The organism is Streptomyces sp. NPDC001851, assembly GCF_040297165.1.
Lineage (GTDB): Bacteria > Actinomycetota > Actinomycetes > Streptomycetales > Streptomycetaceae > Streptomyces.
Genome location: NZ_JBEOYR010000025.1, coordinates 98990 through 122064, shown reverse-complemented (window position 1 = coordinate 122064; position 23075 = coordinate 98990). Strand labels below are relative to the sequence as shown.

The 23075-nt window shown below is 71.2% G+C and carries 19 protein-coding genes, 1 tRNA gene and 1 pseudogene; 12 read left to right on the top strand and 9 right to left on the bottom strand.

Annotated elements, in window-relative coordinates; genetic code table 11:
• Window positions 1-656 precede the first annotated feature (656 nt).
• The gene (locus tag ABT171_RS31315) at window positions 657-3341 is read left to right on the top strand and encodes a transglycosylase domain-containing protein (RefSeq protein ID WP_351249729.1); all 2685 of its coding nucleotides are present in this window, start codon (window positions 657-659) and stop codon (window positions 3339-3341) included.
• Window positions 3342-3414: 73 nt separating this feature from the next.
• Here ABT171_RS31315 and ABT171_RS31310 read toward each other — a convergent pair whose 3' ends face one another.
• Window positions 3415-3774: a GroES family chaperonin gene (locus ABT171_RS31310; protein ID WP_031159553.1), complete on the bottom strand. Its 360-nt coding sequence runs from the start codon at window positions 3772-3774 to the stop codon at window positions 3415-3417.
• Window positions 3775-3817: 43 nt separating this feature from the next.
• On the bottom strand, window positions 3818-4147 hold the full coding sequence (locus tag ABT171_RS31305) for a DUF3618 domain-containing protein (protein ID WP_351249727.1): 330 nt from the start codon (window positions 4145-4147) through the stop codon (window positions 3818-3820).
• A gap of 93 nt (window positions 4148-4240) precedes the next feature.
• Between ABT171_RS31305 and bcp the strand changes: the two genes are divergently transcribed.
• The 3 genes and pseudogenes from bcp to ABT171_RS31290 all read left to right on the top strand — a co-directional run bounded on the left by bcp (window position 4241) and on the right by ABT171_RS31290 (window position 5137).
• Window positions 4241-4708 (top strand): thioredoxin-dependent thiol peroxidase, encoded by a 468-nt coding sequence (gene bcp / locus ABT171_RS31300; protein WP_351249725.1) that lies wholly within the window; start codon window positions 4241-4243, stop codon window positions 4706-4708.
• A gap of 88 nt (window positions 4709-4796) precedes the next feature.
• A pseudogene (locus tag ABT171_RS31295) lies at window positions 4797-5090 on the top strand (HNH endonuclease signature motif containing protein); the annotation flags it as partial.
• A tRNA-Leu gene (locus tag ABT171_RS31290) sits at window positions 5055-5137 on the top strand. The pseudogene ABT171_RS31295 and the gene ABT171_RS31290, both read left to right, overlap by 36 nt.
• Before the next feature lie 41 nt (window positions 5138-5178).
• Here ABT171_RS31290 and rdgB read toward each other — a convergent pair.
• Both rdgB and ABT171_RS31280 read right to left on the bottom strand, forming a co-directional pair.
• Window positions 5179-5781, bottom strand: coding sequence for an RdgB/HAM1 family non-canonical purine NTP pyrophosphatase (gene rdgB, locus ABT171_RS31285; RefSeq protein ID WP_351249723.1), 603 nt, complete (start codon window positions 5779-5781; stop codon window positions 5179-5181).
• A gap of 26 nt (window positions 5782-5807) precedes the next feature.
• Window positions 5808-7142, bottom strand: a complete 1335-nt coding sequence (locus ABT171_RS31280) for an SGNH/GDSL hydrolase family protein (protein ID WP_351249721.1) — start codon at window positions 7140-7142, stop codon at window positions 5808-5810.
• A gap of 206 nt (window positions 7143-7348) precedes the next feature.
• Between ABT171_RS31280 and ABT171_RS31275 the strand changes: the two genes are divergently transcribed.
• Together ABT171_RS31275 and ABT171_RS31270 are read left to right on the top strand one after the other, a co-directional pair.
• Entirely contained in the window at window positions 7349-8665 is a 1317-nt protein-coding gene (locus tag ABT171_RS31275) for a DUF445 domain-containing protein (RefSeq protein WP_351249719.1), read from the top strand.
• Between the two features lie 95 nt (window positions 8666-8760).
• Window positions 8761-10332: an MFS transporter gene (locus ABT171_RS31270; RefSeq protein ID WP_351249717.1), complete on the top strand. Its 1572-nt coding sequence runs from the start codon at window positions 8761-8763 to the stop codon at window positions 10330-10332.
• A gap of 183 nt (window positions 10333-10515) precedes the next feature.
• Here the strand turns inward: ABT171_RS31270 and ABT171_RS31265 are convergent, their stop codons facing one another.
• Window positions 10516-10818 (bottom strand): hypothetical protein, encoded by a 303-nt coding sequence (locus tag ABT171_RS31265; RefSeq protein ID WP_351249715.1) that lies wholly within the window; start codon window positions 10816-10818, stop codon window positions 10516-10518.
• A gap of 154 nt (window positions 10819-10972) precedes the next feature.
• Here ABT171_RS31265 and ABT171_RS31260 point away from each other — a divergent pair, with 154 nt between their 5' ends.
• Together ABT171_RS31260 and ABT171_RS31255 are read left to right on the top strand one after the other, a co-directional pair.
• On the top strand, window positions 10973-11401 hold the full coding sequence (locus ABT171_RS31260) for an Hsp20/alpha crystallin family protein (RefSeq protein WP_351249713.1): 429 nt from the start codon (window positions 10973-10975) through the stop codon (window positions 11399-11401).
• A 233-nt stretch (window positions 11402-11634) separates the two neighbouring features.
• On the top strand, window positions 11635-12117 hold the full coding sequence (locus tag ABT171_RS31255) for a DUF2267 domain-containing protein (protein ID WP_351249711.1): 483 nt from the start codon (window positions 11635-11637) through the stop codon (window positions 12115-12117).
• Between the two features lie 115 nt (window positions 12118-12232).
• On the opposite strand, the gene ABT171_RS31250 is transcribed toward ABT171_RS31255, so the two are convergent.
• Both ABT171_RS31250 and ABT171_RS31245 read right to left on the bottom strand, forming a co-directional pair.
• The gene (locus ABT171_RS31250) at window positions 12233-15382 is read right to left on the bottom strand and encodes a DEAD/DEAH box helicase (protein ID WP_503077266.1); all 3150 of its coding nucleotides are present in this window, start codon (window positions 15380-15382) and stop codon (window positions 12233-12235) included.
• Window positions 15383-15503: 121 nt separating this feature from the next.
• Window positions 15504-16520: a tetratricopeptide repeat protein gene (locus ABT171_RS31245; RefSeq protein WP_351249707.1), complete on the bottom strand. Its 1017-nt coding sequence runs from the start codon at window positions 16518-16520 to the stop codon at window positions 15504-15506.
• 108 nt (window positions 16521-16628) lie between these two features.
• On the opposite strand from ABT171_RS31245, the gene ABT171_RS31240 reads away from it, so the two are divergent.
• Together ABT171_RS31240 and ABT171_RS31235 are read left to right on the top strand one after the other, a co-directional pair.
• The gene (locus ABT171_RS31240) at window positions 16629-17669 is read left to right on the top strand and encodes a permease (protein ID WP_351249705.1); all 1041 of its coding nucleotides are present in this window, start codon (window positions 16629-16631) and stop codon (window positions 17667-17669) included.
• A gap of 29 nt (window positions 17670-17698) precedes the next feature.
• Window positions 17699-18436 (top strand): TIGR03943 family putative permease subunit, encoded by a 738-nt coding sequence (locus tag ABT171_RS31235; protein ID WP_351249759.1) that lies wholly within the window; start codon window positions 17699-17701, stop codon window positions 18434-18436.
• Here the strand turns inward: ABT171_RS31235 and ABT171_RS31230 are convergent.
• The gene (locus ABT171_RS31230) at window positions 18426-19901 is read right to left on the bottom strand and encodes a glycoside hydrolase (protein WP_351249703.1); all 1476 of its coding nucleotides are present in this window, start codon (window positions 19899-19901) and stop codon (window positions 18426-18428) included. The two genes, ABT171_RS31235 and ABT171_RS31230, sit on opposite strands and share 11 nt — an antisense overlap.
• A gap of 194 nt (window positions 19902-20095) precedes the next feature.
• Here ABT171_RS31230 and ABT171_RS31225 point away from each other — a divergent pair, with 194 nt between their 5' ends.
• Complete coding sequence (locus ABT171_RS31225; protein ID WP_351249701.1) at window positions 20096-20896, top strand: class E sortase; 801 nt, start codon at window positions 20096-20098, stop codon at window positions 20894-20896.
• A 67-nt stretch (window positions 20897-20963) separates the two neighbouring features.
• On the opposite strand, the gene ABT171_RS31220 is transcribed toward ABT171_RS31225, so the two are convergent.
• Complete coding sequence (locus ABT171_RS31220; RefSeq protein WP_351249699.1) at window positions 20964-22364, bottom strand: MFS transporter; 1401 nt, start codon at window positions 22362-22364, stop codon at window positions 20964-20966.
• Window positions 22365-22508: 144 nt separating this feature from the next.
• On the opposite strand from ABT171_RS31220, the gene ABT171_RS31215 reads away from it, so the two are divergent.
• Window positions 22509-23036 carry a winged helix-turn-helix transcriptional regulator gene (locus ABT171_RS31215; protein WP_351249697.1) on the top strand — a complete coding sequence of 176 codons (528 nt, stop codon included), beginning with the start codon at window positions 22509-22511 and terminating at the stop codon, window positions 23034-23036.
• The last annotated feature ends 39 nt before the right edge of the window (window positions 23037-23075 follow it).

The following is a 23075-nucleotide window of genomic DNA, read 5'->3' as shown; positions in this document are numbered from 1 at the left end:
CCCAGGAGCGGACCGCCTCCATGGCCCGGGCCCGCCAGGCGGCCCGGGGCGGCCGCACGGACCAGGCGACGCCCGCCCAGGGCGACGCCCCGGCCTCCGGCAGGGCTGCCGGCGACGCGCCGACGGCTCGTGACGGTTCGGGGTCGGCGGCTCGTGACGGTTCGGCTTCGGCTTCGGGCGGGCGCCCGGCTGCTCGTGGCGGGGCGGGGTCCGAGGGAGGTCCGGCGGCTCGCGGTGCGTCGGCTGCCGGCGGGGCTTCCGCGACGGGAGCCGCTGGTGGTGTGCCGACGGCTCGTGACGGCTCGGGTCCGGCGCCGCGTGACGGTTCGGCTTCGGCTTCGGGCGGGCGCCCGGCGGCTTCCGGCGGGGTTTCCGCGTCGGGGTCCGCTGGTGGTGTGCCGGCGGCTCGTGGCGGGGCGGGCTCCGAGGGGGGTCCGGCGGCTCGCGGTGCCTCGGCCTCCGGCCGGGCTTCCGGTGGCGCGTCGGCGCCCCGGGCCGGTGCGGGTCCGGAGGCCGGTGGGTCGACGGCCGCACCGGCCTCCCGTGCCCCCCAGGCGTCCGACGCGTCTGCCCGGCGACCTGGTGACTCCGCGAAGTCGCAGGCGGACGGGGGTGGGGCCGCCGCCGAGCCGGCGCAGCCCGCCGAGAGCACCCAGGTGCTCCGGAAGGTCGCGGCGCCCCGGGACTCCCGGCAGGACCGGTCCGGCAAGAAGGCCGGTGCGGCTCAGGCTGCCGGTGAGACGCGGGCACCCGAGACCACCCAGGTCCTCCGGCGCGTCGGCGCGCCCCGAGCGGCCGAGCCGGGCGACCCCGCCAGGACGGAGGCCGCCTCCCCGTCCGGCGCCCCGGACCCCGCCGGCCCCACGACCCGGGCCACCGGAGCCGCCACCCGAGGCCACGGCACCCAGGCCGCCCCCGGCACCGGTACCACCACCGGCACGCCCAGCGAGGGTCAGCCGGCCCCCGGCGACGGCGAGGGCAAGGGCAAGGCGAAGAAACCGAAGCGGCCCAAGCGGACCGGGTGGCGGCGGATCATCCCCACCTGGCGCATGGTGCTCGGCACCTTCGTCATCGGCATCCTCCTCCTCGTCGGGCTCTTCTTCCTCGGCTACTCCCTCGTGAAGATCCCGCCCGCCAACGCCCTCGCCACCAAACAGGCCAACGTCTACTTCTACGCCGACGGCTCCCAGATCGCCCGCGACACCCGCGACAGCCAGATCAACCGCGAGAAGGTGAGCCTCGCCGAGGTCTCCAAGGACGCCCAGCACGCCGTACTGGCCGCCGAGGACCGCGACTTCTACTCCGAGTCCGCCGTCGACCCCAAGGCCATGCTCCGCGCCGCCTGGAACACCGCCACCGGCAAGGGCAAGCAGTCCGGCTCCACGATCACCCAGCAGTACGTGAAGAACTACTACCTGGGCCAGGAGCAGACGCTCACCCGCAAGGCCAGGGAGTTCTTCATCTCGATCAAGCTGGACCGCAACAAGTCCAAGGACCAGATCCTGGAGGGCTACCTCAACACCAGCTACTTCGGCCGCGGTGCCTACGGCATCCAGGCCGCCGCCCAGGCCTACTTCGGCGCCGACGCCAGGGACCTCGACCCGGCCCGCGCCGCCTACCTCGCCGCGCTCGTGAACGCGCCCAGCGAGTACGACGTCGTCGCCCACCCCGAGAACAAGGCCGCGGCCGTCGCCCGCTGGAACTACGTCCTGGACGGCATGGTCAAGAAGGGCTGGCTCAGCGAGTCCAAGCGCGCCGGCATGAAGTTCCCCATGCCGAAGGAGCAGACGGTCTCCACCGGCCTGTCCGGCCAGCGCGGCTACCTCGTGGACGCGATCAAGCACTACCTGGCCGCGAACAACATCCTCGACGCCGACCAGCTCGCCGCCGGCGGCTACCGCATCACCACCACCATCCAGAAGGACAAGCAGGACGCCTTCGTCAAGGCGGTGGACGACCAGCTGATGTCCAAGCTGGACAAGAAGAACAACCCCAAGGACAAGTACGTCCGCGCGGGCGGCGCCTCCATCGACCCGAAGACCGGCAAGGTCGTCGCCATGTACGGCGGCATCGACTACGTGAAGCAGTACACCAACGGCGCGACCCGCGGTGACTTCCAGGTCGGCTCCACCTTCAAGCCCCTCGTGTTCACCTCGGCGGTGCAGAACGGCTCGACCACCCAGGACGGCCGCACCATCACCCCGAACACCGTGTACGACGGCACCAACAAGCGGCTCGTCGAGGGCTGGAGCGGCACGCCCTACAACCCGGAGAACGAGGACCAGAAGTCGTACGGCCCGATCACCGTCACCAAGGCGACGGACCTGTCCGTCAACGCGGTCTACGCGCAGATGGCCGCCGACGTCGGCCCGTCCAAGGTCAAGCAGACCGCGATCGCCCTCGGTATCCCGTCCGACACCCCTGACCTGTACCCGTCCCCGTCGATGGCGCTCGGCACCGCCACCGCCAGCGTCCTGGACATGACGGAGGCGTACGCGACGATCGCCAACCACGGCAAGCACGGCACGTACACCCTGATCGAGAAGATCACCAAGGACGGCACCAAGGACGTGTCCCTGCCCGACCAGCCGGTCAAGCAGGCCGTCAGCCGGGAGGCCGCCGACACCACCACGTCGATCCTGCAGAGCGTCGTCGACAACGGCACCGCCGTCGCCGCGCAGCAGGCGGGCCGCCCGGCGGCCGGCAAGACCGGCACCGCCGAGAACGACACCGCCGCCTGGTTCGCGGGCTACACCCCCGACCTGGCCACGGTGGTCTCCGTCATGGGCCAGGACCCGGTGACCGCCAAGCACATGCCGCTGTACGGCGCCCTCGGCCAGCCCCGCATGAACGGCGGCGGCCCGCCCACCGAGATCTGGGCGCAGTACACGCGCACGGCCCTCAAGGGCACCCCGGCCAGCGACTTCGACCTGCAGCTGCAGCAGGGCGCCGACCAGCCGCAGCCGCCCACCACCGGCTCCTCCGCCCAGCCGGGCACCACCGGCAGCCAGAACAACGGCGGTACGACCACCGGCGGCGGCCCGGGCACCGGCGGCGCGACCATGAGCCCGTCCGGCGGCACCACCACCGGTACGCCCACCACCGGCGGCGCGGCCACCGGCGGTGACACCACGGGCGGCACGACCACCGGCGGCACCACCACCGGCACCCCCACCACCGGCGGTACGACCACCGGCGGTGACCCCACGGGCGGAGACACCACCGGGGGCGACACGACCGGCGGCGACCCCACCGGGGGCGGCACGGACGCGGGCGGCGCCGCCGACGGCGGCGGTACGACAGGCACGACCGCCGGCCCGGGAGGCGGCCCCGTCACCTGACGCCCGGCGGTACAAAAGGGGCCGGTGACGATGGTCACCGGCCCCTTCGGCTGCCGAACACCGGCGGACCCGCTTACAGGTACAGACCCGTGGAGTCCTCCGACCCCTCGAACCGGTCCGCGGCCACGGCGTGCAGATCCCGCTCGCGCATGAGCACGTAGGCCACACCCCGCACCTCGACCTCGGCCCGGTCCTCCGGATCGAACAGCACCCGGTCACCCGGCTCCACGGTCCGTACGTTCTGCCCGACCGCGACGACCTCGGCCCAGGCCAGCCGCCGTCCGACCGCCGCGGTGGCGGGAATCAGAATGCCGCCCCCCGACCGCCGCTCGCCCTCACCGGTCTCCTGCTTGACCAGAACCCGGTCGTGCAGCATCCGGATCGGGAGCTTGTCGTGATGGGGGGTGCTGTGCTGGTTTCTGTTGGCGCTCACGCCTCGAACCTACCTGCCTTCGCCCCTGCGGTCCGCGCCCGGGTCAGCCCTTGCGCCGCCGCGATCCCACGGTGAGCAGCCCGACGACGCCGACGGCGAGCAGCGCGACCGGCACGACCCGCTCCACCCGCAACCCGCCCTTCTCGTCGACGAACTGCGCCCGCACCTCAGTCACCACACGATTGACCTGGACGTACGCCCGGCCCACGGTGTGATCGAGATGGGCCACGACCTTCGCCTTCGCATCCCCGACGATCGTCTTCGGGTGCACCCGCACCCCGATCTCGTCGAGCGTCTCGGCCAGCACTTCACGGCGGCGCTTGATGTCCGCCTCGATCTGCGCCGGGGTTCTGGTGTCCGACGTGTCCGCCACCGTACGGCCTCCGAAGTCTCCTGATGCTGTCCCGGACAGTCTGTCAGCTTCTGCTCCCGGCGCACCGCAAGGCCCCCCGGATACCCTGGCCCGATGAGCGAGCGACTCCAGCCGGGGGACGTGGCCCCCGCCTTCACCCTCCCCGACGCCGACGGCAACGACGTATCCCTCGCGTCCCACAAGGGCCGCAAGGTCATCGTCTACTTCTACCCGGCCGCCCTGACCCCCGGCTGCACCAAGCAGGCCTGCGACTTCACGGACAACCTGGACGTCCTGGCCTCCGCCGGCTACGACGTGCTCGGCATCAGCCCCGACACCCCGGAAAAGCTCGCGAAGTTCCGCGAGAAGGAGTCCCTCAAGGTCACGCTGCTGGCCGACCCGGAGAAGAAGGTCACCGAGGCCTACGGCGCCTACGGCGAGAAGAAGAACTACGGCAAGACCTACCTGGGCGTCATCCGCTCCACGATCGTCGTGGACGAGGAGGGCAAGGTCGAAAAGGCCCTCTACAACGTCCGCGCCACCGGCCACGTGGCCAAGATCATCAAGGACCTGGGTATCTGAGGGTCTGAGGCTGTAGCTGGCGGCTCGCACCGGAAGGACCTGGTGCGAGCCGCTTTCTCATTTCCGTGCGTGACTGCCGGTCGGCCAGGCCCGGCGCATTCCGAGCGACCGGCTCAAGTGGGCGATGGCGGCCCTTGGCGTGCCAGAGCGCTGCGCCCGCTGCGGTGCGGAGCCGGTGTGGCGGGGCCGGCCGCTGCCGCTGGAGGTCGATCACATCAACGGGGACCGGAGCGACGACCGGCGCGAGAACCTGCGGTTGCTCTGCCCCAATTGCCACGCAGTCACCAGCACATGGTGCAGAGGCGGGAGTCGAAGTCGCACGCGTCCCGGTAGCATGGGCGGGCACGCGGCCGTTGCTGAATGGTATAAGCAGAGGTTTTAGGTGCCTCGGGGCATTTGCCCATGTGGGTTCGACTCCCATCGGCCGCACGCGCCGAGGGGCCGTCCGCCTGGACGGCCCCTTTCGTGTGTCAGCCCAGCAACTCCTGCACAACGGGCACAAGCGCCCGGAACGCCTTCCCCCGGTGGCTGATCGCGTTCTTCTCCTCGGGGCTCAGCTCGGCGCACGTGCGGCTCTCGCCCTCCGGCTGGAGGATCGGGTCGTAGCCGAAGCCGTTCGTGCCGGACGGCGCATGCCGGAGCACGCCCCTCAGCTGCCCCTCGACCACCCGCTCACGGCCGTCCGGCAGGGCAAGCGCCGCCGCGCAGGCGAAGTGCGCCCCCCGGTGCTCCTCCGCGATGTCGGCGAGCTGGGCCAGCAGCAGCTCCAGGTTGGCCTTGTCGTCGCCGTGGCGGCCGGACCAGCGGGCGGAGAAGATGCCGGGGGCGCCGCCCAGGACGTCGACGCAGAGGCCGGAGTCGTCGGCGACCGCGGGCAGACCGGTGGCCTGGGCGAGGGCGTGCGCCTTGAGCAGGGCGTTCTCGGCGAAGGTGACGCCCGTTTCCTTGACGTCGGGGGCTTCCGGGTACGCATCCGCACCCACGAGTTCGTGCGGCAGTCCTGCTGCGGCGAGGATGGCCCTCAGCTCGGTGATCTTTCCGGCGTTGCGGGTGGCGAGGATCAAGCGGGTCATGCCCGCCAGTATTCCTCGCCCCGTGGTCACAGTTCCGTCTGGCCCGCGCCGTTGAGCGTGCTGAGGTCGAACACCTCGGCCATCCTGCTGAAGCCCAGGTCGCTGGGGTGCAGGTGGTCGCCGGAGTCGTACTCGGGGCGAAGGCGGCGGGGGTCGTAGGGGTCGCGGAGGGCCTGGTCGAAGTCGACCACCGCGTCGTAGACGCCGCCGGCCCGGATCTCCGCGTTGATCCGCCGGCGTACCGCCTCGCGGGCCGGGGTGTAGCCGCGGTGGCCCTCGAAGGGCATCAGGGTGGCGCCGACGACCTTCAGGCCGCGGGTGTGGGCCTGGCGGACCAGGGTGCGCAGGCCGGCGAGGATGCGGTGGGGGTCGGCGAGTTCCGGGTTGCGCAGGATGTCGTTGATGCCCAGCTCGATGACGACGGCCTTGACGCCCGGGTGGGAGAGCGCGTCGCGGTCGAAGCGGTCGAGGCCGGCCTGGTTCTCGGCGGGCCGGCCGAGGCCGTCGGCCAGGACCTGGTTGCCGCTGATGCCCTCGTTCACCACGCTGTAGCGCGGCAGTGGCCGCCCGCCCTGCAGTGCGGTGCGCAGCCGGTCCGCGAGGAGGTCCGGCCAGCGGTGGTTGGCGTCGACGGTGGAGGTGATGCCGTCGGTGATGGAGTCGCCGAAGACGACGACCGTGCCGTCGGCCTCGTTGCTGAGGACGTCGAGGCCGGTCACGTAGCGCCAGTACGGGGTCTCTTCGGTGTAGGGGGTGCCGGTCGCGTCCTCGGTGCGGTCGCCGTCGGCGACGTAGGAGATCTGCTGTGCGTGCGGGTGGTAGGTGACCGGGCCGGACGGGGTGGGGGAGTAGGTGGTGACCAGGACGTCGCTGTCGTGCGGGACGGTGAGGCGTACGGCGTCGCTGGTGATCTGTCCGCCGGCGGGTATGACGACGCCGGTGGCGCCGTCGAAGGTGAGGCGGCGCATCGAGTCCGGGTCGGCCGCGGCGGTGCCGTCGCCCGAGGAGAGGGCGATCGAGGCGTGCGTGAGGGTCAGCGGGTCGTGGCCGTAGAGGTTGGACAGGGTGATCCGGGCACTCGTGCCACCGGTGCCGGCGTGGACGACGTTGCGCACCGAGTGGCCGGCGAGGCCGGCGGTCTCGGTGCGGGGTTCGCCGCCCACCGGCGCGGCGGACCAGGCGCCGACCCAGGTGCCGGTGGAGGCGGGGGCGACGGAGGAGCGGTGGTGGGGGCGGTTGTCGGCGAGAGTGCCGCGCGGGGTGCCGCCGTCGGCCGTCACGGTGAGGTAGATGGCGGCGGAAACGGCCAGCACCAGTGCGACGAGCGCACTCAGGACGGCATAACCATGACGCTTGGTCATGCTCTGTTGTTCTCCTTGGGATGGGAGCCCGACGCTCCGATCTTGATGAGTCCATGATGCGCCATGGGCCCGCCAGACCTGTCAGGGCCCTGCCTAAACCCCCGCTCGGACAGACGCCGGGAACTCCTGTTCCGTTCCGGGAGTCGGTCAGGAAGGGACAATTGTGTGCGGGATCACCGACCGGGTGGAGCTGACGGGTGGAGCTGATGGGACCTACGGAGACGGAAGCGGCGCCGGCGCGGGGTGTGTCGTACAAGACCATGACGGCCTTCACCCCGGCCGACGAGGAACGCCGGCGCGGGGTGCGGCGGATGAAGCTCACGGCGACGGCCCTGCTGCTGCTCGTGGCGGTGGTCTATGTCCTGGCCAGGCTGGCCACGCACGAGGGTGCGGGCCCCTGGGCGGGGTATGTGGCCGCGGCCGCCGAGGCGGGCATGGTGGGCGCGCTCGCCGACTGGTTCGCGGTCACGGCCCTGTTCCGGCATCCGCTGGGGCTGCCCATCCCGCACACCGCGATCATCCCCACGAAGAAGGACCAGCTGGGTGTCTCGCTGGGCGAGTTCGTCGGCGAGAACTTCCTCTCCGAGGACGTCGTACGGCAGCGGCTGCGTGCGGTCGGCATCGGCAGCCGGCTCGGGGCGTGGCTGGCCGAGCCGGAGCACGCGGACCGGGTGACGGCGGAGCTGGCGACGGCGTTGCGGGGTGCGCTGACGGTCCTCAGGGACTCGGATGTGCAGGCGGTCGTCGGTGAGGCCATCACCCGGCGGGCGAACGCGCAGGAGATCGCGCCGGGCATCGGCAAGACCCTGGAGAGGATCGTCGCCGACGGCGGGCACCGGCGGGTGGTGGACCTGGTGGTGTCGCGTGCGCACGACTGGCTGGTGCTGCACCGGGACGATGTGATGGTGGCCGTGGAGGGCGGCGCGCCCGGCTGGACGCCGCGGTTCGTGGACCGCAGGGTCGGCGAGCGGGTCTACAAGGAGCTGCTGCGGTTCGTGACCGAGATGCGGGACATGCCCTCGCATCCGGCGCGCGGCGCGCTCGACCGTTTCCTCACCGACTTCGCCTCCGATCTGCAGTCCGACACGGACACCCGGGCGCGGGTGGAGCGGCTCAAGGGGGAGGTGCTGGGCCGGGGGGAGGTGCAGGATCTGATCGCGTCCGTCTGGACGGCCGTACGGTCGATGATCGTGACGGCGGCCGAGGACGAGCGCAGTGAGCTGCGGATGCGGGTGCGGGCGGCGCTGCTGTCGCTGGGGGCGCGGATGGCGACCGAGCCGAAGGTGCAGGAGAAGGTCGACCGTTGGGTCGAGGGTGCGGCGGTGCACGTGGTGACGACGTACCGGGCGGAGATCACCTCGCTGATCACGGACACCGTGGCGGGCTGGGACGCCGAGCACACCACCCGGAAGATCGAGGCGCACATCGGCCGTGACCTGCAGTTCATCCGGATCAACGGCACGGTGGTGGGGTCGTTGGCGGGGTTGCTGATCTATGCGGTGACGCGGACGCTGGGGGCCTGAGCGCGCGGCCGGTCCCGACTGATTCCGCGGGGTGCGGGCACCCGTCCTGCTGTGTCCCCCTCTGGTCGGGGGGCCCTTCGACGAGGAGGGAGCCCATGAGCGCCGCAGCCGAGGCACCATCGCCGCAGACCGGCCGGACCATCACCACCGACATCCCCGCCCGGCTGGACCGCCTGCCCTGGTCCCGCTGGCACTGGACGGTCGTGATCGGCCTGGGCACCGTCTGGATCCTGGACGGCCTGGAGGTCACGGTCGTCGGCAACATCGCCGGCCGGCTGGCCGAGCCCGGCAGCGGGGTGTCGATCACCTCGGGACAGATCACCGGCGTGGCCGCCGCGCTGTATGTGGCGGGCGCCTGCTCGGGCGCGCTGTTCTGGGGCCGGCTGACCGACCGGTTCGGCCGCAAGAACCTCTTCATGATCACACTGGCGGTGTATCTCGCGGCGACGGCCCTGACCGCGGTCTCCTGGGAAGCCTGGTGGTTCTTCCTCTTCCGCTTTCTGACCGGCTTCGGCATCGGCGGCGAGTACGCGGCGATCAACTCCGCGATCGACGAGCTGATCCCGGCGCCCTACCGCGGCCGGGTGGACCTGGTCATCAACGGCAGCTTCTGGCTCGGCGCGGTCGGCGGCTCCCTGCTGTCGATCGTCGCGCTCGACACCGACCTGCTGGCCCGGAACGTCGGCTGGCGTCTCACCTTCGCCCTCGGCGCCGTACTCGCCCTGGTCATCCTCCTCGTACGGCGGCACGTCCCGGAGAGCCCGCGCTGGCTGCTGATCCACGGCAGGGACGGAGAGGCCGAGGAGATCGTCTCGGGCATCGAGCGCCGGGTGGAGCGGGAGAAGGGCGTGACGCTGCCGGAACCGGGCAGCGAGCTGGAGATCCACCAGCGCGGGAGCGTGACGTTCCTGGAGATCGCCCGTACGGTCTTCGGGCGGTACCGCAGGCGGGCGGTGCTGGGCTTCTCCCTGTTCATCGGCCAGGCGTTCCTGTACAACGCCATCACCTTCGGCTTCGGCGCCATCCTGACCAGGTTCTACGGCGTGCCCTCCGACCGCACCGGCTACTACTTCGCGGTGATCGCGGTCGGCAACTTCTGCGGCCCGCTGCTGCTGGGCAAGCTGTTCGACACGGTGGGCCGCCGGGTGATGATCTCCTCGACGTACCTGCTCTCGGGCCTGCTGCTGTTCGGCACGGCGTGGCTGTTCGACCGGGGTGTGCTGAACGCGGGCACGCTGACGGCCTGCTGGTGCGCGGTCCTGTTCTTCGCCTCGGCGGGCGCGTCCAGCGCGTATCTGACGGTCTCCGAGATCTTCCCGATGGAGACGAGGGCGATGTCCATCGCGTTCTTCTACGCCCTCGGCACGGCGGCCGGCGGCATCAGCGGCCCGCTGCTGTTCGCCGACCTCACCGGCACCGGCAGGGCCGGCGACACGGTCCTGGCGTTCTCCATCGGCGCGGCCCTGATGTGCGCGGCGGGCCTGGTCGCCGCCTTCCTGGCGGTACGGGCCGAACGCCGCTCCCTGGAGGACATCGCCCGCCCGCTGACGGCGGTGGCGGACCGGGCCAGGGCGGCGACGCGGGGTGCCCGGGGCACGCCGGGCGCCCCGGGGGCGGCCCCGGGGACGCAGGGGCCGTCGGCACCGCCGGCGCCGAGCACGCCGTGACAGCGGTGGCGGGTGGCGGTGGCGGTGCCGGGCGCTGGTGGCGGGTGCCGGTGGCGGGCCGGGCTGCACGATCACCGGGAGGGTGACGGCGGCCTCCAGGCCTTCACCGGGAAGGTGACCGTGGCCTTCAGGCTCTCACCGGGACGGGCCCCAGGCCTTGACCGGGACGGTGACGGCGGGGCCTCAGGCCTTGCGGTCGGCGACGGCCCAGGAGGCGAGGGCGACGGCGCCGGCGACGCCGAGGACGGACGGCCAGGCGCCGACCTTCTTCGCCAGCGGGTGGGACCCGGCGAACGCGGCGACGTAGGCGGCGGTCAGCGCACCGGCGGCCTTCCCGCCGGCCTGCCTGCGCCACTGCTGAGCGGCGGCAGCCCCCGCGACGGCCAGCACAGCCCCGCCGAGCTGCCGCTTCTTGGTCCACCGGGCGACGCCGTACCCGCCGACGAGCCCGGCACCGGCCACGACCGCACTGGGAACCCTGGCCATGACTGCCTCCTCTTGTCCGGTTTTTCGCCGAGACTAACGCGCAGGCGACCCGACTCCCCTAACTTGAGTCGAGGCTTGTCAAGTCTGATGCGGCGAGGTATATAAGAAGTCCTAGGGCATCGCACCCAGTCCCTGAAGAGAGGAGTGACCTGTGATGCTCATGCGCACGGACCCCTTCCGTGATGTCGACCGCCTCACGCGACAGCTCTTCGGAGACACGACGCGCCCGGCAGCGATGCCGATGGACGCCTACCGGGCCGGGGACGAATTCCTCGTCCACTTCGACCTGCCCGGCATCGACCCCGAGACGATCGAGCTGGACGTCGAGCGCAATGTCCTCAACGTCCGCGCCGAGCGCCGCAGTCCGGCTCCCGAGGACGCGGAGCTGCTCGTGGCGGAACGCCCCACGGGCACCTTCACCCGCCAGCTGTTCCTCGGCGACACCCTGGACACGGACCGCATCGACGCGTCGTACGAGGCCGGCGTCCTGACCCTGCGCATCCCTGTGGCCGAACAGGCCAAGCCACGCCGCATCCAGATCACGGGCGGCACCACCGGCGACCGAAAGCAGCTCAGCAGCTGACCGCAGGCCGCACCGCGCGTCCCGGACCCCCCAGCGGGACCCGGGACGCGGCGCTGCCCGCGTCAGCGGAGACCGGCACCACCCGCCCCGAGCGACACATTGGCCGAACTCCAGCTCATGCAGCTCGCATTACGGGGTACCGGGGCGTCACCGCCCCCAGCGCGCCGAACCGCCGAAGTGACCAACTGCCGAAGCGCTGATGCTTCGAAGTGTCCGGAGAAGGAGCCAGCACGATGACCGTGACGACGCCCCCGCCGCCCAGAACCACCACCGTCCCCACCGCATCCCCCCTGCCCCGTGACCGTGACGCCGACGCCGCACGCTGGGACCAACTGACCGAGGCGGTACGGGAGGCGGGCCAGTACACCACGCAGGCGGAGGCGGAACGCGTCACCCGCATAGTCCTCTCGGCCCTGGGAGGCCACGTGACCGGCGACGAACGCGTGGCCCTCGCCCAGTCCCTGCCCCGGGAGGCAGCCCGAGTGATCGCCTCCCAGATCCCCGCGACGCACCCCCTGACAGCCCGGGAGTTCGTCGACTCGGTGGCCGTCCGCATCGAGGGCGCGACCCCCGCAACGGCCCGCTGGGACGTCAGCTCGGTCCTGAGCGTCCTGGCGAACTGGGTGGGCACCCCCCTGACCACCCGCCTCCTCGCCCAGCTCCCCCCGGGCTACGCCCTCCTGTTCGGCCGGGCGGACCTGGCTCCGACGGCGTAAAGCGACGGCACACAACACGACACCGGGCGCCGCGCACCCACCGCGCGGCGCCCGTCGCGGTATGCCGGGGAGCGAAGAGGGCGCCGAGCGCAGACGCACTTCGAGGACGAGAAGTTCACCCGGTGCTGATCGCGGCGGAGTACGACCACACATCAGCGGGGAGCTCGTGCTCCAGGTCCCAAGTGATGGCCATGGGCTTGCTGTCGGTGTGCTTCACATAGGTGGCCGGGCCGAGGAGCATCCAAGGCTCGGCCTTGCCGATGCTGTTCTCGTTGTAGCGGCGCAGGAACAGCAGGACGTGGCTGCCCTGTTCAACGTGGTGCTGGTAGCGCAATCCCGTCCGGGAGCTCTCGGATACGGTGTTCTGGGACTCCCAGTGGTAGCGGGTAGGGCTGATCGCGTAGTCCTTGTAGCGGACATTGGGGGAGAAGTCCCGTTCGTTCTTCTCCGAGGTGATGAAGAGAACGTCGGTCTTGATGGCCTCGACCCAGCTCACTCCCTGACTGAAGACGCCTGGCATCTGACCTCCCAGCCGCGCCACTCCCAGTGCGGCGAGGATCTCGGAGCGGTTGTAGGAGCTGTGGATCTTCAGCGGGAGATGGCTGTGGGGGCCGCTCAGCGAGATGGGAAAGTGATCGGTCCGGTCGAGGACGTATGTCAGGACCTGCCGCAGTTCATCGCGGACCAGTTCCTGGAGGCGCAGGGATTCCAGGCCTTCCCGATAGCTGGAGAAACCGCCCGCCTTGTCCCACAGGTTGAAGAAGAGCATGCGTGCGTACGCCTGCTCGTCCTGGGAGAGGGAGTCGTAGTCGGGGGCGTCGTCCGCAAGGAGGCGCAGATACGTCCGGGCCCGGTCGGGATCGTCCACGTGAAGGAAGGCGTGGACGCGTTTGAGGAGCTCCTCTTCCCCAGGCAGCGGAGGTGCCGTGATGATCGACGCTTTGCGCAGGGTCTTGGTCCACGAGTTCTTGCTCCTGTAGAGCTCCTTGATGTCACGTCGGCTCTCACGCAGGTAGGCGTCGAGCGTGGGCGTGCTGTAGTCGCGGACCTCCTTCGCGAGCGTGTTGATCGTGGCGTTCAGCTGGGTGCGGATGTTTTCGAGGACGAGGTCCTTGGACTTTCCTTCCAGAATGATCTGGCAGCCAGAGGGCAGCTGAGGGAAGCCGTGCTCGATGCTGTCGACGAGGCGGTTGCGGGACAGGTTCGTCAACGCGCGGAACTGCTCCTCGAAGCGGAACTCCGCCCGGTGCTGGCCGATGAAGTCGAGAACGGTCAGCACGGGCTTGTTCCGCGTACGGCGCAAACCGCGCCCCAGTTGCTGGAGGAAGACAGTCGCGCTGTTCGTGGGACGTAGGAGTAGCAGCGTGTCGACCTCCGGGATGTCGAGGCCCTCGTTGAACAGGTCGACGGAGAAGATCACCTGGATTCGGCCGGCCTTGAGGTCACTGAGCGTCTGCTCACGCTCCGCGGGAGAGGAGTCGCTGTCGAGGGCAGCGGCGCGAAACCCCGCCTTGCGGAATTCCTCCGTCATGAAGTGCGCGTGCGCCTTGGTCACGCAGAACCCCAAGGCACGCATGACGGAGGGATTGGAGATCTTGTCCCGGACCTGCTTGATGACGATGAGAGCTCGTGCGTGGCTCGCCGTGAGGAGGTTGCCGAGTTCGTTCCTGTCGTAGTTGCCCGCTTGCCACTTCAGCTGTGTCAGATCGGTGCCGTCCGGAATCCCGAAGTAGTGGAAGGGGCACAGCAGATCGGCTTCAAGAGCTTCCCACAGCCGCATCTCGGCCGCGATCCGTCCCCCGAAGAACTCGTCTTGGACATTGAGCCCGTCCATCCGCTCCGGTGTCGCGGTGAGGCCGAGTAGTTCGGTGGGTTTGAAGTGGTCGAGGACGCGGCGGTAGGTGCTCGCCGTGGCGTGGTGGAACTCATCGATGACGATGACGTCGAAGTGACCGGGATCGATCTGTTCCAGCCGCTGGAGGTTGAGGGACTGGACGCTCGCGAAGACATGGGTCCAGTCGCGGGGTTCCCGACCGTTGTAGAGCAGTTCACCGAAGGAGGCGTCGGCGAGTACCTCCTGGTAGGTGCGCAGAGATTGCCGCAGGATTTCTTTGCGGTGCGCTACGAAGAGCAGCCGGGGGAGCTCTCCGCCGCGCTGATCACGCAGGGCGCGGTAGTCCAGGGCGGCCATGACTGTCTTGCCGGTGCCGGTGGCTGCCACCAAGAGATTCTCATGATGGCGGCGAATCTCGCGCTCTACCCGGAGGCGTTCCAGCATGTCCCGCTGGTGCGGGAAGGGCTGCACTTCGAGACCCGAGAGGTTGATCTTGACGTCGTCACCAGATCGATCGCCTCCCGCCTGGGCCAGCGCTTCGTCGAGGCGCTTCCCGTCCTTGTCAGGGTCGTACGCCTCGAAGGCGGGGTCATCCCAGTAGGCATCGAAGGTCGCCTCGAACTTGTCGAGGACCCGGGGCGTGGCGATGGAGGACAGCCGCACGTTCCACTCCAGGCCGTCGAGCAGCGCGGCCTTGGAGAGGTTGGAGCTGCCGACGTAGGCCGTGTTGAAGCGGGTTCTGCGACGGAACAGCCAGGCCTTCGCATGGAGGCGTGTCGACCGTATCTCGTAGTTGACCTTCACCTCGGCACCGAACTCGCGGACCAGGCGGTCCAGCGCGTGTCGGTCGGTGGCCCCGATGTAGGTGGTGGTGATGACCCGGATAGGGACTCCACGCTTCTTCGTCGCGCGAAGTGCATCCTCAAGTACGCGAATGCCATGCCACTTCACGAAGGCGCACAGCAGGTCGACGCGGTCGGCCGTGGCGAGCTCCGCCCGTAGCTCAGCGCCGAGGTTGGGGTCGTCCGGGGCGTTGGTGATCAGTGCGGTTTCGGAGAGGGGCGTCAGGGGGCGGATCGCGTATACGCCGGGGGCTTCCCGCTCTGCGAGGGCGAGGAGCTGGCGTGGTCCGTCGGCGATGGTCCCGTCGATCTCGTCCTCGTCAGGATCTGGTGCGCTGGCGGCCAGCGACTGCATGATCCGATTGGCGGCGGTCACCTGCTTGTCACGCGGCAGTTGGCCCAGCCGGCGTGCCACTGCCTCGCCGATGTGGCGGGCCAGCACATGAGGCGTGGACTCCTCGCTGACCTCGGCGTCGACGGCCTTCCACCCAGCGGCTTCGAGTCCGGCTATCCGGTCGCGCAGATCTTGGGTGACGAGCTTCTCGTAAGCGCCTGGATGGTTCAGCTCCCCCGGTTCCGCCACGTCCACTCCTCCGAATCCTCGGGCCGATGTGGACCTGTTCTAACAGCAACCACCGACAGGGGGTGGCCGTGAGCTGAAATCTGATCGCTGCCGTGAGGGAGGAGGGATGCCCCGTCCAGTCCCGGGTCTATGCGCCGTGGCACGCCTCATAGCTCTGGGGTGAGCCGCACCAGCACTCCGCCCCCCGCTGCGGCGGCCAGGCGACCGCCCGCCCCCGGGCCGCCAGTGTCGTCGCGTACTGCGGGAGCAGTGTCACGTCATCCGGTGAGGAGCCCTCCGATGCCGCGAAGGCCTCGTAGGACGGGACCGTGCCCGTGACGATGCCCAGGTTGGGGGTGCCTGACGTGGAGAGCTCGCGCAGGGAGGACTCTATGGTCGACAGGTGGGCCTCGTGGGACGGGTACTCCGAGGACAGGGGCGGGTAGGCCGTGAGGAGTTCCGCCAGTTCCGGTGCCGGCCAGTGCAGGACCGCCACGGGGAACGGGCGGGAGAGGGCCTCCCGGTAGGCGCCCAGTTCGGCTCGGAGGCGGGAGATCTCCGCCGCCAGTTCTGCCGGGTTGTCCGAGCCCAGGGACCAGACGCGTTTGGGGTCGTGGAGTTCGTCCAGCGGCACCGGGGACGTGTGGAGGGTGTCCGCCAGGGTGTCCCAGGCATCGTGCGGCAGGCCCCGCATGCGGCGGACGCGGTGGCGGCCGTAGAGGAGGGGGTGCGTGGCGGGCGCCGGGGCCGGGTCCTCCGTCCGCGGCAGGAACAGGGCCGCCGCCTCCGTGAAGGTCTCCTCCGCCGCCTCCAGCTCGTCGTGCGACTCCAGGGCCTCCGCGATGATCACCCAGGGAGCCGGGTCGCGGGGGGCGGCTGCCCGGATGCCGTCGATGATCGCTCTCGCCTCGGCCTCGTGGCCGTACTCCCAGAGGTTGGAGGCCTTCAGGGCGCGGACCAGGGCGGGGTTGTCCAGGCCGTCCGCGGCGGACAGCAGGCGGTCGTAGAGCGCGGTGGCGGCCGGGCGGTCGCCGGAGAGTTCCAGGTGGGCCGCCGCCCTCAGCAGCAGGGCCTCGGCGTCCTCGGGATACAGTCCGGCGGTCCGCTCCAGGCGTGCCGCTTCGGCGGTGTGGTCGACGTTCTCGGCAGGCGTGTCGGAGCGCATGAGGGACACCGTACTGCCGGGCGGTGACAAAAGTGAGGCGCGTGGGCGGGGCGTGCGGGGCGGGCGGCTATCTTCGGTGCTGAGTGAGGTCCAGCACGTGGAGTCGGCATGCAGCAGTCGGGTGGGGTGGCCGAGAGGGCGGGGCGGGATGCGGGGGAGCAGCCTGGCGTCGCGGAGGATGTGAGCGGGGGTGCGCCGCCCCGGTACTGGGGGTTGCTGCTGCTGGGGGCCGCTGTCGTACCGGGTGCGGTGCTCTATCTCGTGGGGCGCTGGGGGGACGCGCCGGCCGTGCGCGCCTGGCGGACCGTGTGTCTCGCCGTCACCGTGCAGGCCCTGCCGTTCCTGCTGTTGGGGACCGCGCTGTCCGGTGCGATCAGCGCGTTCGTGCCGGAGCGGGTGTTCCGGCGGATGCTGCCGCGAAGGGCCGTGCTCGCCGTGCCCGTGGCGGGGGTCGCGGGGGTCGTGCTGCCGGGGTGCGAGTGCGCCTCCGTGCCGGTCGCCGGCAGTCTGATCGGGCGCGGTGTTCCGCCGGCCGCGGCCTTCGCCTTCCTGCTGTCCGCGCCGGCCATCAATCCGGTGGTGCTCACCGCCACCGCCGTCGCCTTTCCCGGGCAGCCCGGCATGGTGCTGGCCCGGCTGCTCGCCTCCCTCGCCACCGCCCTCGTCATGGGCTGGCTCTGGCTGCGGTTCGGGCGGGCGGAGTGGTTGCGGCCCGTCGCGCGGCATACCGGGCATCGGGAGGGCCGTAACCGGTGGGATGAGTTCCGGACCGGGTTCCAGCACGACTTCCTGCACGCGGGCGGGTTCCTCGTGCTCGGGGCCATGGCCGCGGCCACCTTCAACGTCGCCGTGCCGCGTTCCGTGCTCGACGCCTTCGCCGGGTCGGCCTGGCTGTCCGTGCTCTTCCTGGCCGGGCTCGCCGTACTGCTCGCCGTCTGCTCCGAGGCCGATGCCTTTCTCGCCGCCTCGCTCACCGGGTTCCCGGCCGTGGCGCGGCTGGCGTTCATGGTGGTGGGACCCATGGTCGACCTCAAGCTCATCGCCCTTCAGGCGGGGACCTTCGGGCGGGCCTTCGCCCTGCGGTTCTCCGCCGCCACCGTCGTCGTCGCCGTCGCGTGCAGCGCGCTCATCGGGGGAGTACTGCTGTGAATCGGGGGAGTACTGCTGTGAAAGCGTCGCTGAAAAGGCCCCTTCAGGCCGGGCTGCTCCTGCTCTGCGGGCTCGGGCTGCTGCACATCTCCCTGCTGACCGACCTCTGCCTGCGGTATGTGAAGGAGAGCATGCGGCCGCTGCTCATCGCCTCAGGGGTCGTCCTGGTCCTCCTGGGGGTCACGAGCGCTCTCCTCGATCACCGCGGGGACCAGCACGGGCCCGCGGACCAGCACGGGCACGACCACTCCCGCTCGCCCCGCGTCGCCTGGCTGCTCCTCCTCCCCGCGTGCAGCCTCCTCTTCTACGCCCCGCCCGCCCTCGGCGCGTATACCGCCTCCCGGCAGCCGGCCAAGGCCGTCGCCGAGCAGCGGTCGTTCGAGCCGCTGCCCGCGACCTCGCCGCTGCCCATGACCCTCTCCGACTTCACCAGCCGGGTGCAGCAGGACCGCGGGCAGGCCATCAAGGGGCGCACGGTGCTGATGACCGGGATCGTCACCCCGCGCGGGGACGGCGGCTGGGATCTGACGCGGATCATCATCAACTGCTGTGCGGCGGACGCCCAGTCCGTGAAGGTGCGGATCTACGGCGGTCCCGGGCTGCCCGCCGACACCTGGGTGTCGGTCACGGGGACCTGGCACGCCGGCGGGACGCTGGGCACAGGGTCCGCGCCGGTCGCGCTGGACGCCCGCACGGTCCGGAAGGTGCCCCGGCCGGTGAACGGCTACCAGGACGCCCTTCCGCTGCCGTCGGCCCTCACCCGGTGACCCCGTCGATCTGCAGCGTCTGGACCGACCTCGCCGCGAAGGGGACCGACACCGTCTTCCCGGACACGTAGGTGTCCGAGTGGGGCGTGTACAGGTCCGCGCCGCCCGTCGTCACCGTGTTCCAGCGGGGGACCAGGCCGGCCGGGCCGCCGGTCACCGAGGAGAAGCGGGAGAGGTCGAAGGTCAGGGCCTGGGGCGACGAGGACGTGTTCGCGGCCACGATCACCAGGCGCCCGGACCGCCTGTCCAGCGCCGCCGCCGCGTAGCTCGCCCCGGTGTCCAGGATCGTCATGCCCGGGCGGATATGGCGGGTGAATTGGGCCAGTACGTAGTACTTCGTCTGCACTGCGCCCGGCTGCAGCGTGTTCGCGTCGTACGCGATCGTCGCCCAGCCCGCGCTGGGGTCCATCACCTGCCAGTACACCCAGGCCGTGGGGTGCAGCCAGCGGAAGTCGTAGAGGAGGTTGCCGGCCAGGGTGAGGCCCGTGGCGTCGCCGTCCCCGGTCTCGGAGTTCCACAGGCCCTTGCCGGACGTCGTCACCACGTCCGTGTAGAGGAGGTCGCGTCGGCCGCCCGAGCCCTGGTAGCCGTGGACGTTGACCCGGTCGACGCAGCCCTTGGTGGTCGAGGAGAAGGAGTTCCAGGTGGTGCGGGCGAGGTCGTAGTCCGTTTCGTCCGATGCCGAGATCTTCGTCGCCGTCAGGCCCCGTCTGTTCAACTCGCCGCGCAGGTAGGGCAGTACGGCCGACTGGACCGTCGCGTCCATGTGGCAGCCCTCCTGCGTGCCCGTCGCCGTCCACCAGGAGGAGGACGGTTCGTTGAAGGCTTCCACCGTCGCGAAGGTCACGCCCCAGTTCTGCTGCGCGTACAGGGCCACCGACGCCAGGTGGGAGGCGTGCTGGCGGTAGTTCCAGGACTGGAGGTTGTCGCCGCCGTCGGAGGCGCCCGACGGGTTGTGGTTCTTGCACATCCACCACATCGGGGAGTTGGCGAACAGTTCACCGACCGCGCCTCGCCGGGTCGCCTTCAGCAGCATCGCGCGCTGCGTCGCGTCCGCCGTCCAGTTCCAGGACGAGGACGCCGGGTCCTCGTTCGTCCAGTCCTGCCAGTAGCCCTCGATCTGCTTGAAGCGCGGGATGTGGGGGGAGGCGGTCATCGACTCGCCGTTCACGCTGTTCCAGCTGCACGCGCCCAGGTTGTAGCGGGCTATGTTCAGGCCCAGGCCGGGGAGTGGAGTGCCGTGGTACGTCGTCGTCTTCGTGGTGAAGAAGATGTCGGCGAAGTCGTCCCGCGCGCCGAAGACGTTCGCCCACCAGGCCAGCGAGGTTCCCCAGCCCTCCCAGACGCCGTACGTGGCCGACGGGTCGGGCGTGACCGTCGCGTCCGCCCTCGCCGTGCCTGTGGCCAGGGCGCTGCCGATGAGGCCGCCGCCCGCTGCGGCCAACAGGGTTCTGCGTCGGATCATGGCTTCGTCTCCGCCTCTGCGTCGCGGCTCCGGCAGCAGGAAGCATCGGGGCGCCGGGTGAGGTTGTCGAGGGTTCTGACAGTGGTTTCTCAAACCCGTTGAGGAAGCCGTGCGACGTCCTGGGCCCGTGCTGCTCTGGCCAGTTGCAGGCGTTGCGCCTACCCTGCGGGCGGCTCCCGTGGAGGTGGGTGCGGATGCCGGCATGGTCGGGCGTGCGGGTCGTACGGCACAGCGATCGGCGCAGGCGCGCCCTGCGCCGGAGGGTGCTGTGGGCCGGGGGCGAGGTGCTCGTCACCCTCGGGGTGCTGCTCATGCTGCTGGTCGTGCACCAGCTGTGGTGGACCAACCGGGAGGCCCGGCGCGGGGCCGAGCGGCAGGTGGAGGCGCTGGAGCGGGAGTGGGCCGGGAAGGGTCCCGGGGGCGGCGGCGGTGCGGACGCGCCGCCTTCGGCCTCCGCCTCGCCCGCCGGCCCGGCAGCGACTGCGGACTCGTCCACCCCCCGTGCGTCCCGGCGGCCGTACGCCCCCGCCGGCCTGCCCCGGCAGTCCCAGGCGTACGCCGTCCTCACCATCCCCCGGCTGGGGCTGCGCGTTCCCGTCGCGGAGGGGGTGAGCAGGGCCGACGTCCTCAACAAGGGGTACGTCGGCCACTACCGGGGCACGCAGCAGCCGGGCCGGGCGGGGAACTTCGCGCTCGCCGGGCACCGGAACACGCACGGCGAGCCCTTCCGGTACCTGCCCCGGCTGCGGCGCGGGGACGACATCGAGGTGGAGACGCGGACGGCGACGTACACCTATGGCGTCGACCAGATCCTGCCGCAGACGTCCGCCACGGACTCGGGGGTCGTCCGGCCGGTTCCGCGCTCCCTCCTCCGGCCCGCCTACGGGTACTCCGCGCCCGGCTCCTACATCACCCTGACCACCTGCACCCCCGAGTTCACCTCCCGCTACCGGATGGTGGTGTGGGGGAAGCTGGTGTCCATGCGGCCCCGCTAGGGTCTTCCGTCAAATTCCCGTCGTTGCCCGAAGCGCCGCCAGGCAGACGGGAATTTGACGACAGCCCCTAGGGCTGCTGTCGCTCCCGCAGCACCACCACGCACACCGCCCCTACCGCCCCCAGCCCCGCCGACACCAGCAGCGCGAGGTTCGCGCCGGTGGCCAGGGTGCGGGCGGAGGTGGCGACGGCGATGGTCAGGGCGACGCCGGCGCAGGAGCCGATGTAGCGGAAGGTCTGCTGGGCGCCGGAGCCCATCGCGGCCCGTTCGCGCGGCACCGACTCGACGGCGAGCAGCGGCAGTGCGCCGTTGAGCAGGCCGCTGCCCACTCCTCCGATGACCAGGCCGGGCAGCAGGCGGGTCCAGTGGCCGGAGGCGAGGGCGCCGAGCATGGTCAGGACGGCGACGGCGTGCAGGGTGAAGCCGACGGCCAGCTGGACGCGCGGGGTGACACGGCCGGCCAGGTGCTTGACCTGGAGGGCCACCACGAAGCTCAGCCCCGACCAGAGCAGGAACAGCCAGGCCGTGGCCATCGGGGACAGCCGGAGCGTCTGCTGGAGCAGGGCCGGCAGGAAGCTGAACGTGCCGATGACGGCGAGGCCGGTGAACAGGCCGCCGGCCGCGGAGGCCAGGAAGCGGGGGCGGCGCAGCAGGCCGAGGTCGATCATCGGGGTGGCGGTCCGGTGTTCCACCACGGCGAAGAGCGCGAGCAGGACCGCGGCGGCCGCGAGGAGGAGGCCGACCGGGGCGCGCAGCCAGCCGTCGCGGCCCAGGGTGAGGGCCGCGACCAGGGCGACCAGGGCCAGGCCGAAGGTCAGGGCGCCGAGGACGTCCGGCCGGCCGCCGCGCGGGGCGCGGGACTCGGTGAGCGCGCGGGTGCCGAGCGCGGCGAGCAGGAGGGCGGCGGCGCCCAGGACGCCGTAGGCGATGCGCCAGGTCGGCAGCGCGCCCGCGACCAGCGGACCCACCGCGATGCCGCCGCTGACGAAGGCGCCCCACACGCCGGTCGCGTGCAGCCGGCCGCGCGGCGAGGGGAAGGCGGCCACCAGCAGGCCGAGGCTGCTCGCCAGGATCGCCGCGCTCGCCGCCCCCTGGGCGATGCGGGCGAGGGTGAACTGCCAGGTGGAGGTGGTGACGGCGCCGAGGGCGGTGGTGACGCCGAGGGCCAGGGTGCCGGCGAGGAAGATCCGGCGGCGGCCGTGGTCGTCGGCGAGGCTGCCGGCCACCAGCAGCAGGGCGGCGAGGCCGAGCGGGGTGCCGTTGAGCAGCCAGGCCTGGGCGGAGGGCGCGGTGTGCAGGGCGGCGGCCGTGTCCGGCAGGGTGACCATCGGGGCCGTGTACGTCATCAGCGCGACGGCGGTGGCCGCGCTGGTGAGGGCGAGGGTGGCCCGGGGGCGGGCGGGGGCGTCCCGCGCTGTTTCGCCGCGTACGGCCGCGGCGGCGGGGGTGGTGGAGGGGAGCCCGGTCATGGCGTGGTCCTGTCCTTCCGGGGACTGCGGCGGGGTGCCGCACACGCTGATGGTTCGGTCATTGAACTGAGGCTTCACCCTCACCGTAACACCTTGGGTTCAGTCACCGAACCATGAGGTCGGAAAGTGGCTACAGTGGACGGCATGGCACTGGGCAAGGACTACGCGACACAGGAGTGCTCGATCGCCCGCGCACTTGAGGTCGTCGGCGAACGCTGGACGCTGCTCGTCGTCCGGGACGCGCTGTACGGAGTGCGGCGGTACAACGACTTCCTGGTGCACCTCGGCATCCCGCGTGCCGTCCTGGCCGCCCGCCTGCAGACGCTGACCGCCGAGGGCATCCTCGAAAAGCGCCGCTACCAGCAGTCGCCGCCGCGCGACGAGTACGTCCTCACCGAGCGCGGCATCGCCCTGTGGCCCACCCTGCGCGCCCTGGGCCTGTGGGGCCGCGAGCACTTCGGCGAGACCCGGCTGCGGTACTTCCGGCACGCGGACTGCGGCACCGAACTCGGGCCGTACGGCGAATGCGCGGCGTGCGGAACCGCCGTACCGGTCGAGGACGTGGTCATGCACCCCGGGCCGGGGCTCGACCCGGATCCGGCCGATCCGGTCAGCCGGGCACTGCTGAGGCCGAAGCGGCTGCTGGAGCCGCTGGAGACGGAGCCGGCCTAGCTCCTGCCGGCCCAGCTCCTGCCGGACTGCTCCCGGGCC

What these genes read in the sequence shown, in the direction of transcription:
- bcp (WP_351249725.1), top strand. Translation starts at nt 4,241, where the DNA reads ATGAGCGAGCGACTCCAGCCGGGGGACGTGGCCCCCGCCTTCACCCTC.
- rdgB (WP_351249723.1), bottom strand. Translation starts at nt 5,781, where the DNA reads ATGACCCGCTTGATCCTCGCCACCCGCAACGCCGGAAAGATCACCGAG.
- ABT171_RS31280 (WP_351249721.1), bottom strand. Translation starts at nt 7,142, where the DNA reads ATGACCAAGCGTCATGGTTATGCCGTCCTGAGTGCGCTCGTCGCACTG.
- ABT171_RS31275 (WP_351249719.1), top strand. Translation starts at nt 7,349, where the DNA reads ATGGGACCTACGGAGACGGAAGCGGCGCCGGCGCGGGGTGTGTCGTAC.
- ABT171_RS31270 (WP_351249717.1), top strand. Translation starts at nt 8,761, where the DNA reads ATGAGCGCCGCAGCCGAGGCACCATCGCCGCAGACCGGCCGGACCATC.
- ABT171_RS31265 (WP_351249715.1), bottom strand. Translation starts at nt 10,818, where the DNA reads ATGGCCAGGGTTCCCAGTGCGGTCGTGGCCGGTGCCGGGCTCGTCGGC.
- ABT171_RS31260 (WP_351249713.1), top strand. Translation starts at nt 10,973, where the DNA reads ATGCTCATGCGCACGGACCCCTTCCGTGATGTCGACCGCCTCACGCGA.
- ABT171_RS31255 (WP_351249711.1), top strand. Translation starts at nt 11,635, where the DNA reads ATGACCGTGACGACGCCCCCGCCGCCCAGAACCACCACCGTCCCCACC.
- ABT171_RS31245 (WP_351249707.1), bottom strand. Translation starts at nt 16,520, where the DNA reads ATGCGCTCCGACACGCCTGCCGAGAACGTCGACCACACCGCCGAAGCG.
- ABT171_RS31240 (WP_351249705.1), top strand. Translation starts at nt 16,629, where the DNA reads ATGCAGCAGTCGGGTGGGGTGGCCGAGAGGGCGGGGCGGGATGCGGGG.
- ABT171_RS31230 (WP_351249703.1), bottom strand. Translation starts at nt 19,901, where the DNA reads ATGATCCGACGCAGAACCCTGTTGGCCGCAGCGGGCGGCGGCCTCATC.
- ABT171_RS31225 (WP_351249701.1), top strand. Translation starts at nt 20,096, where the DNA reads ATGCCGGCATGGTCGGGCGTGCGGGTCGTACGGCACAGCGATCGGCGC.
- ABT171_RS31220 (WP_351249699.1), bottom strand. Translation starts at nt 22,364, where the DNA reads ATGACCGGGCTCCCCTCCACCACCCCCGCCGCCGCGGCCGTACGCGGC.
- ABT171_RS31215 (WP_351249697.1), top strand. Translation starts at nt 22,509, where the DNA reads ATGGCACTGGGCAAGGACTACGCGACACAGGAGTGCTCGATCGCCCGC.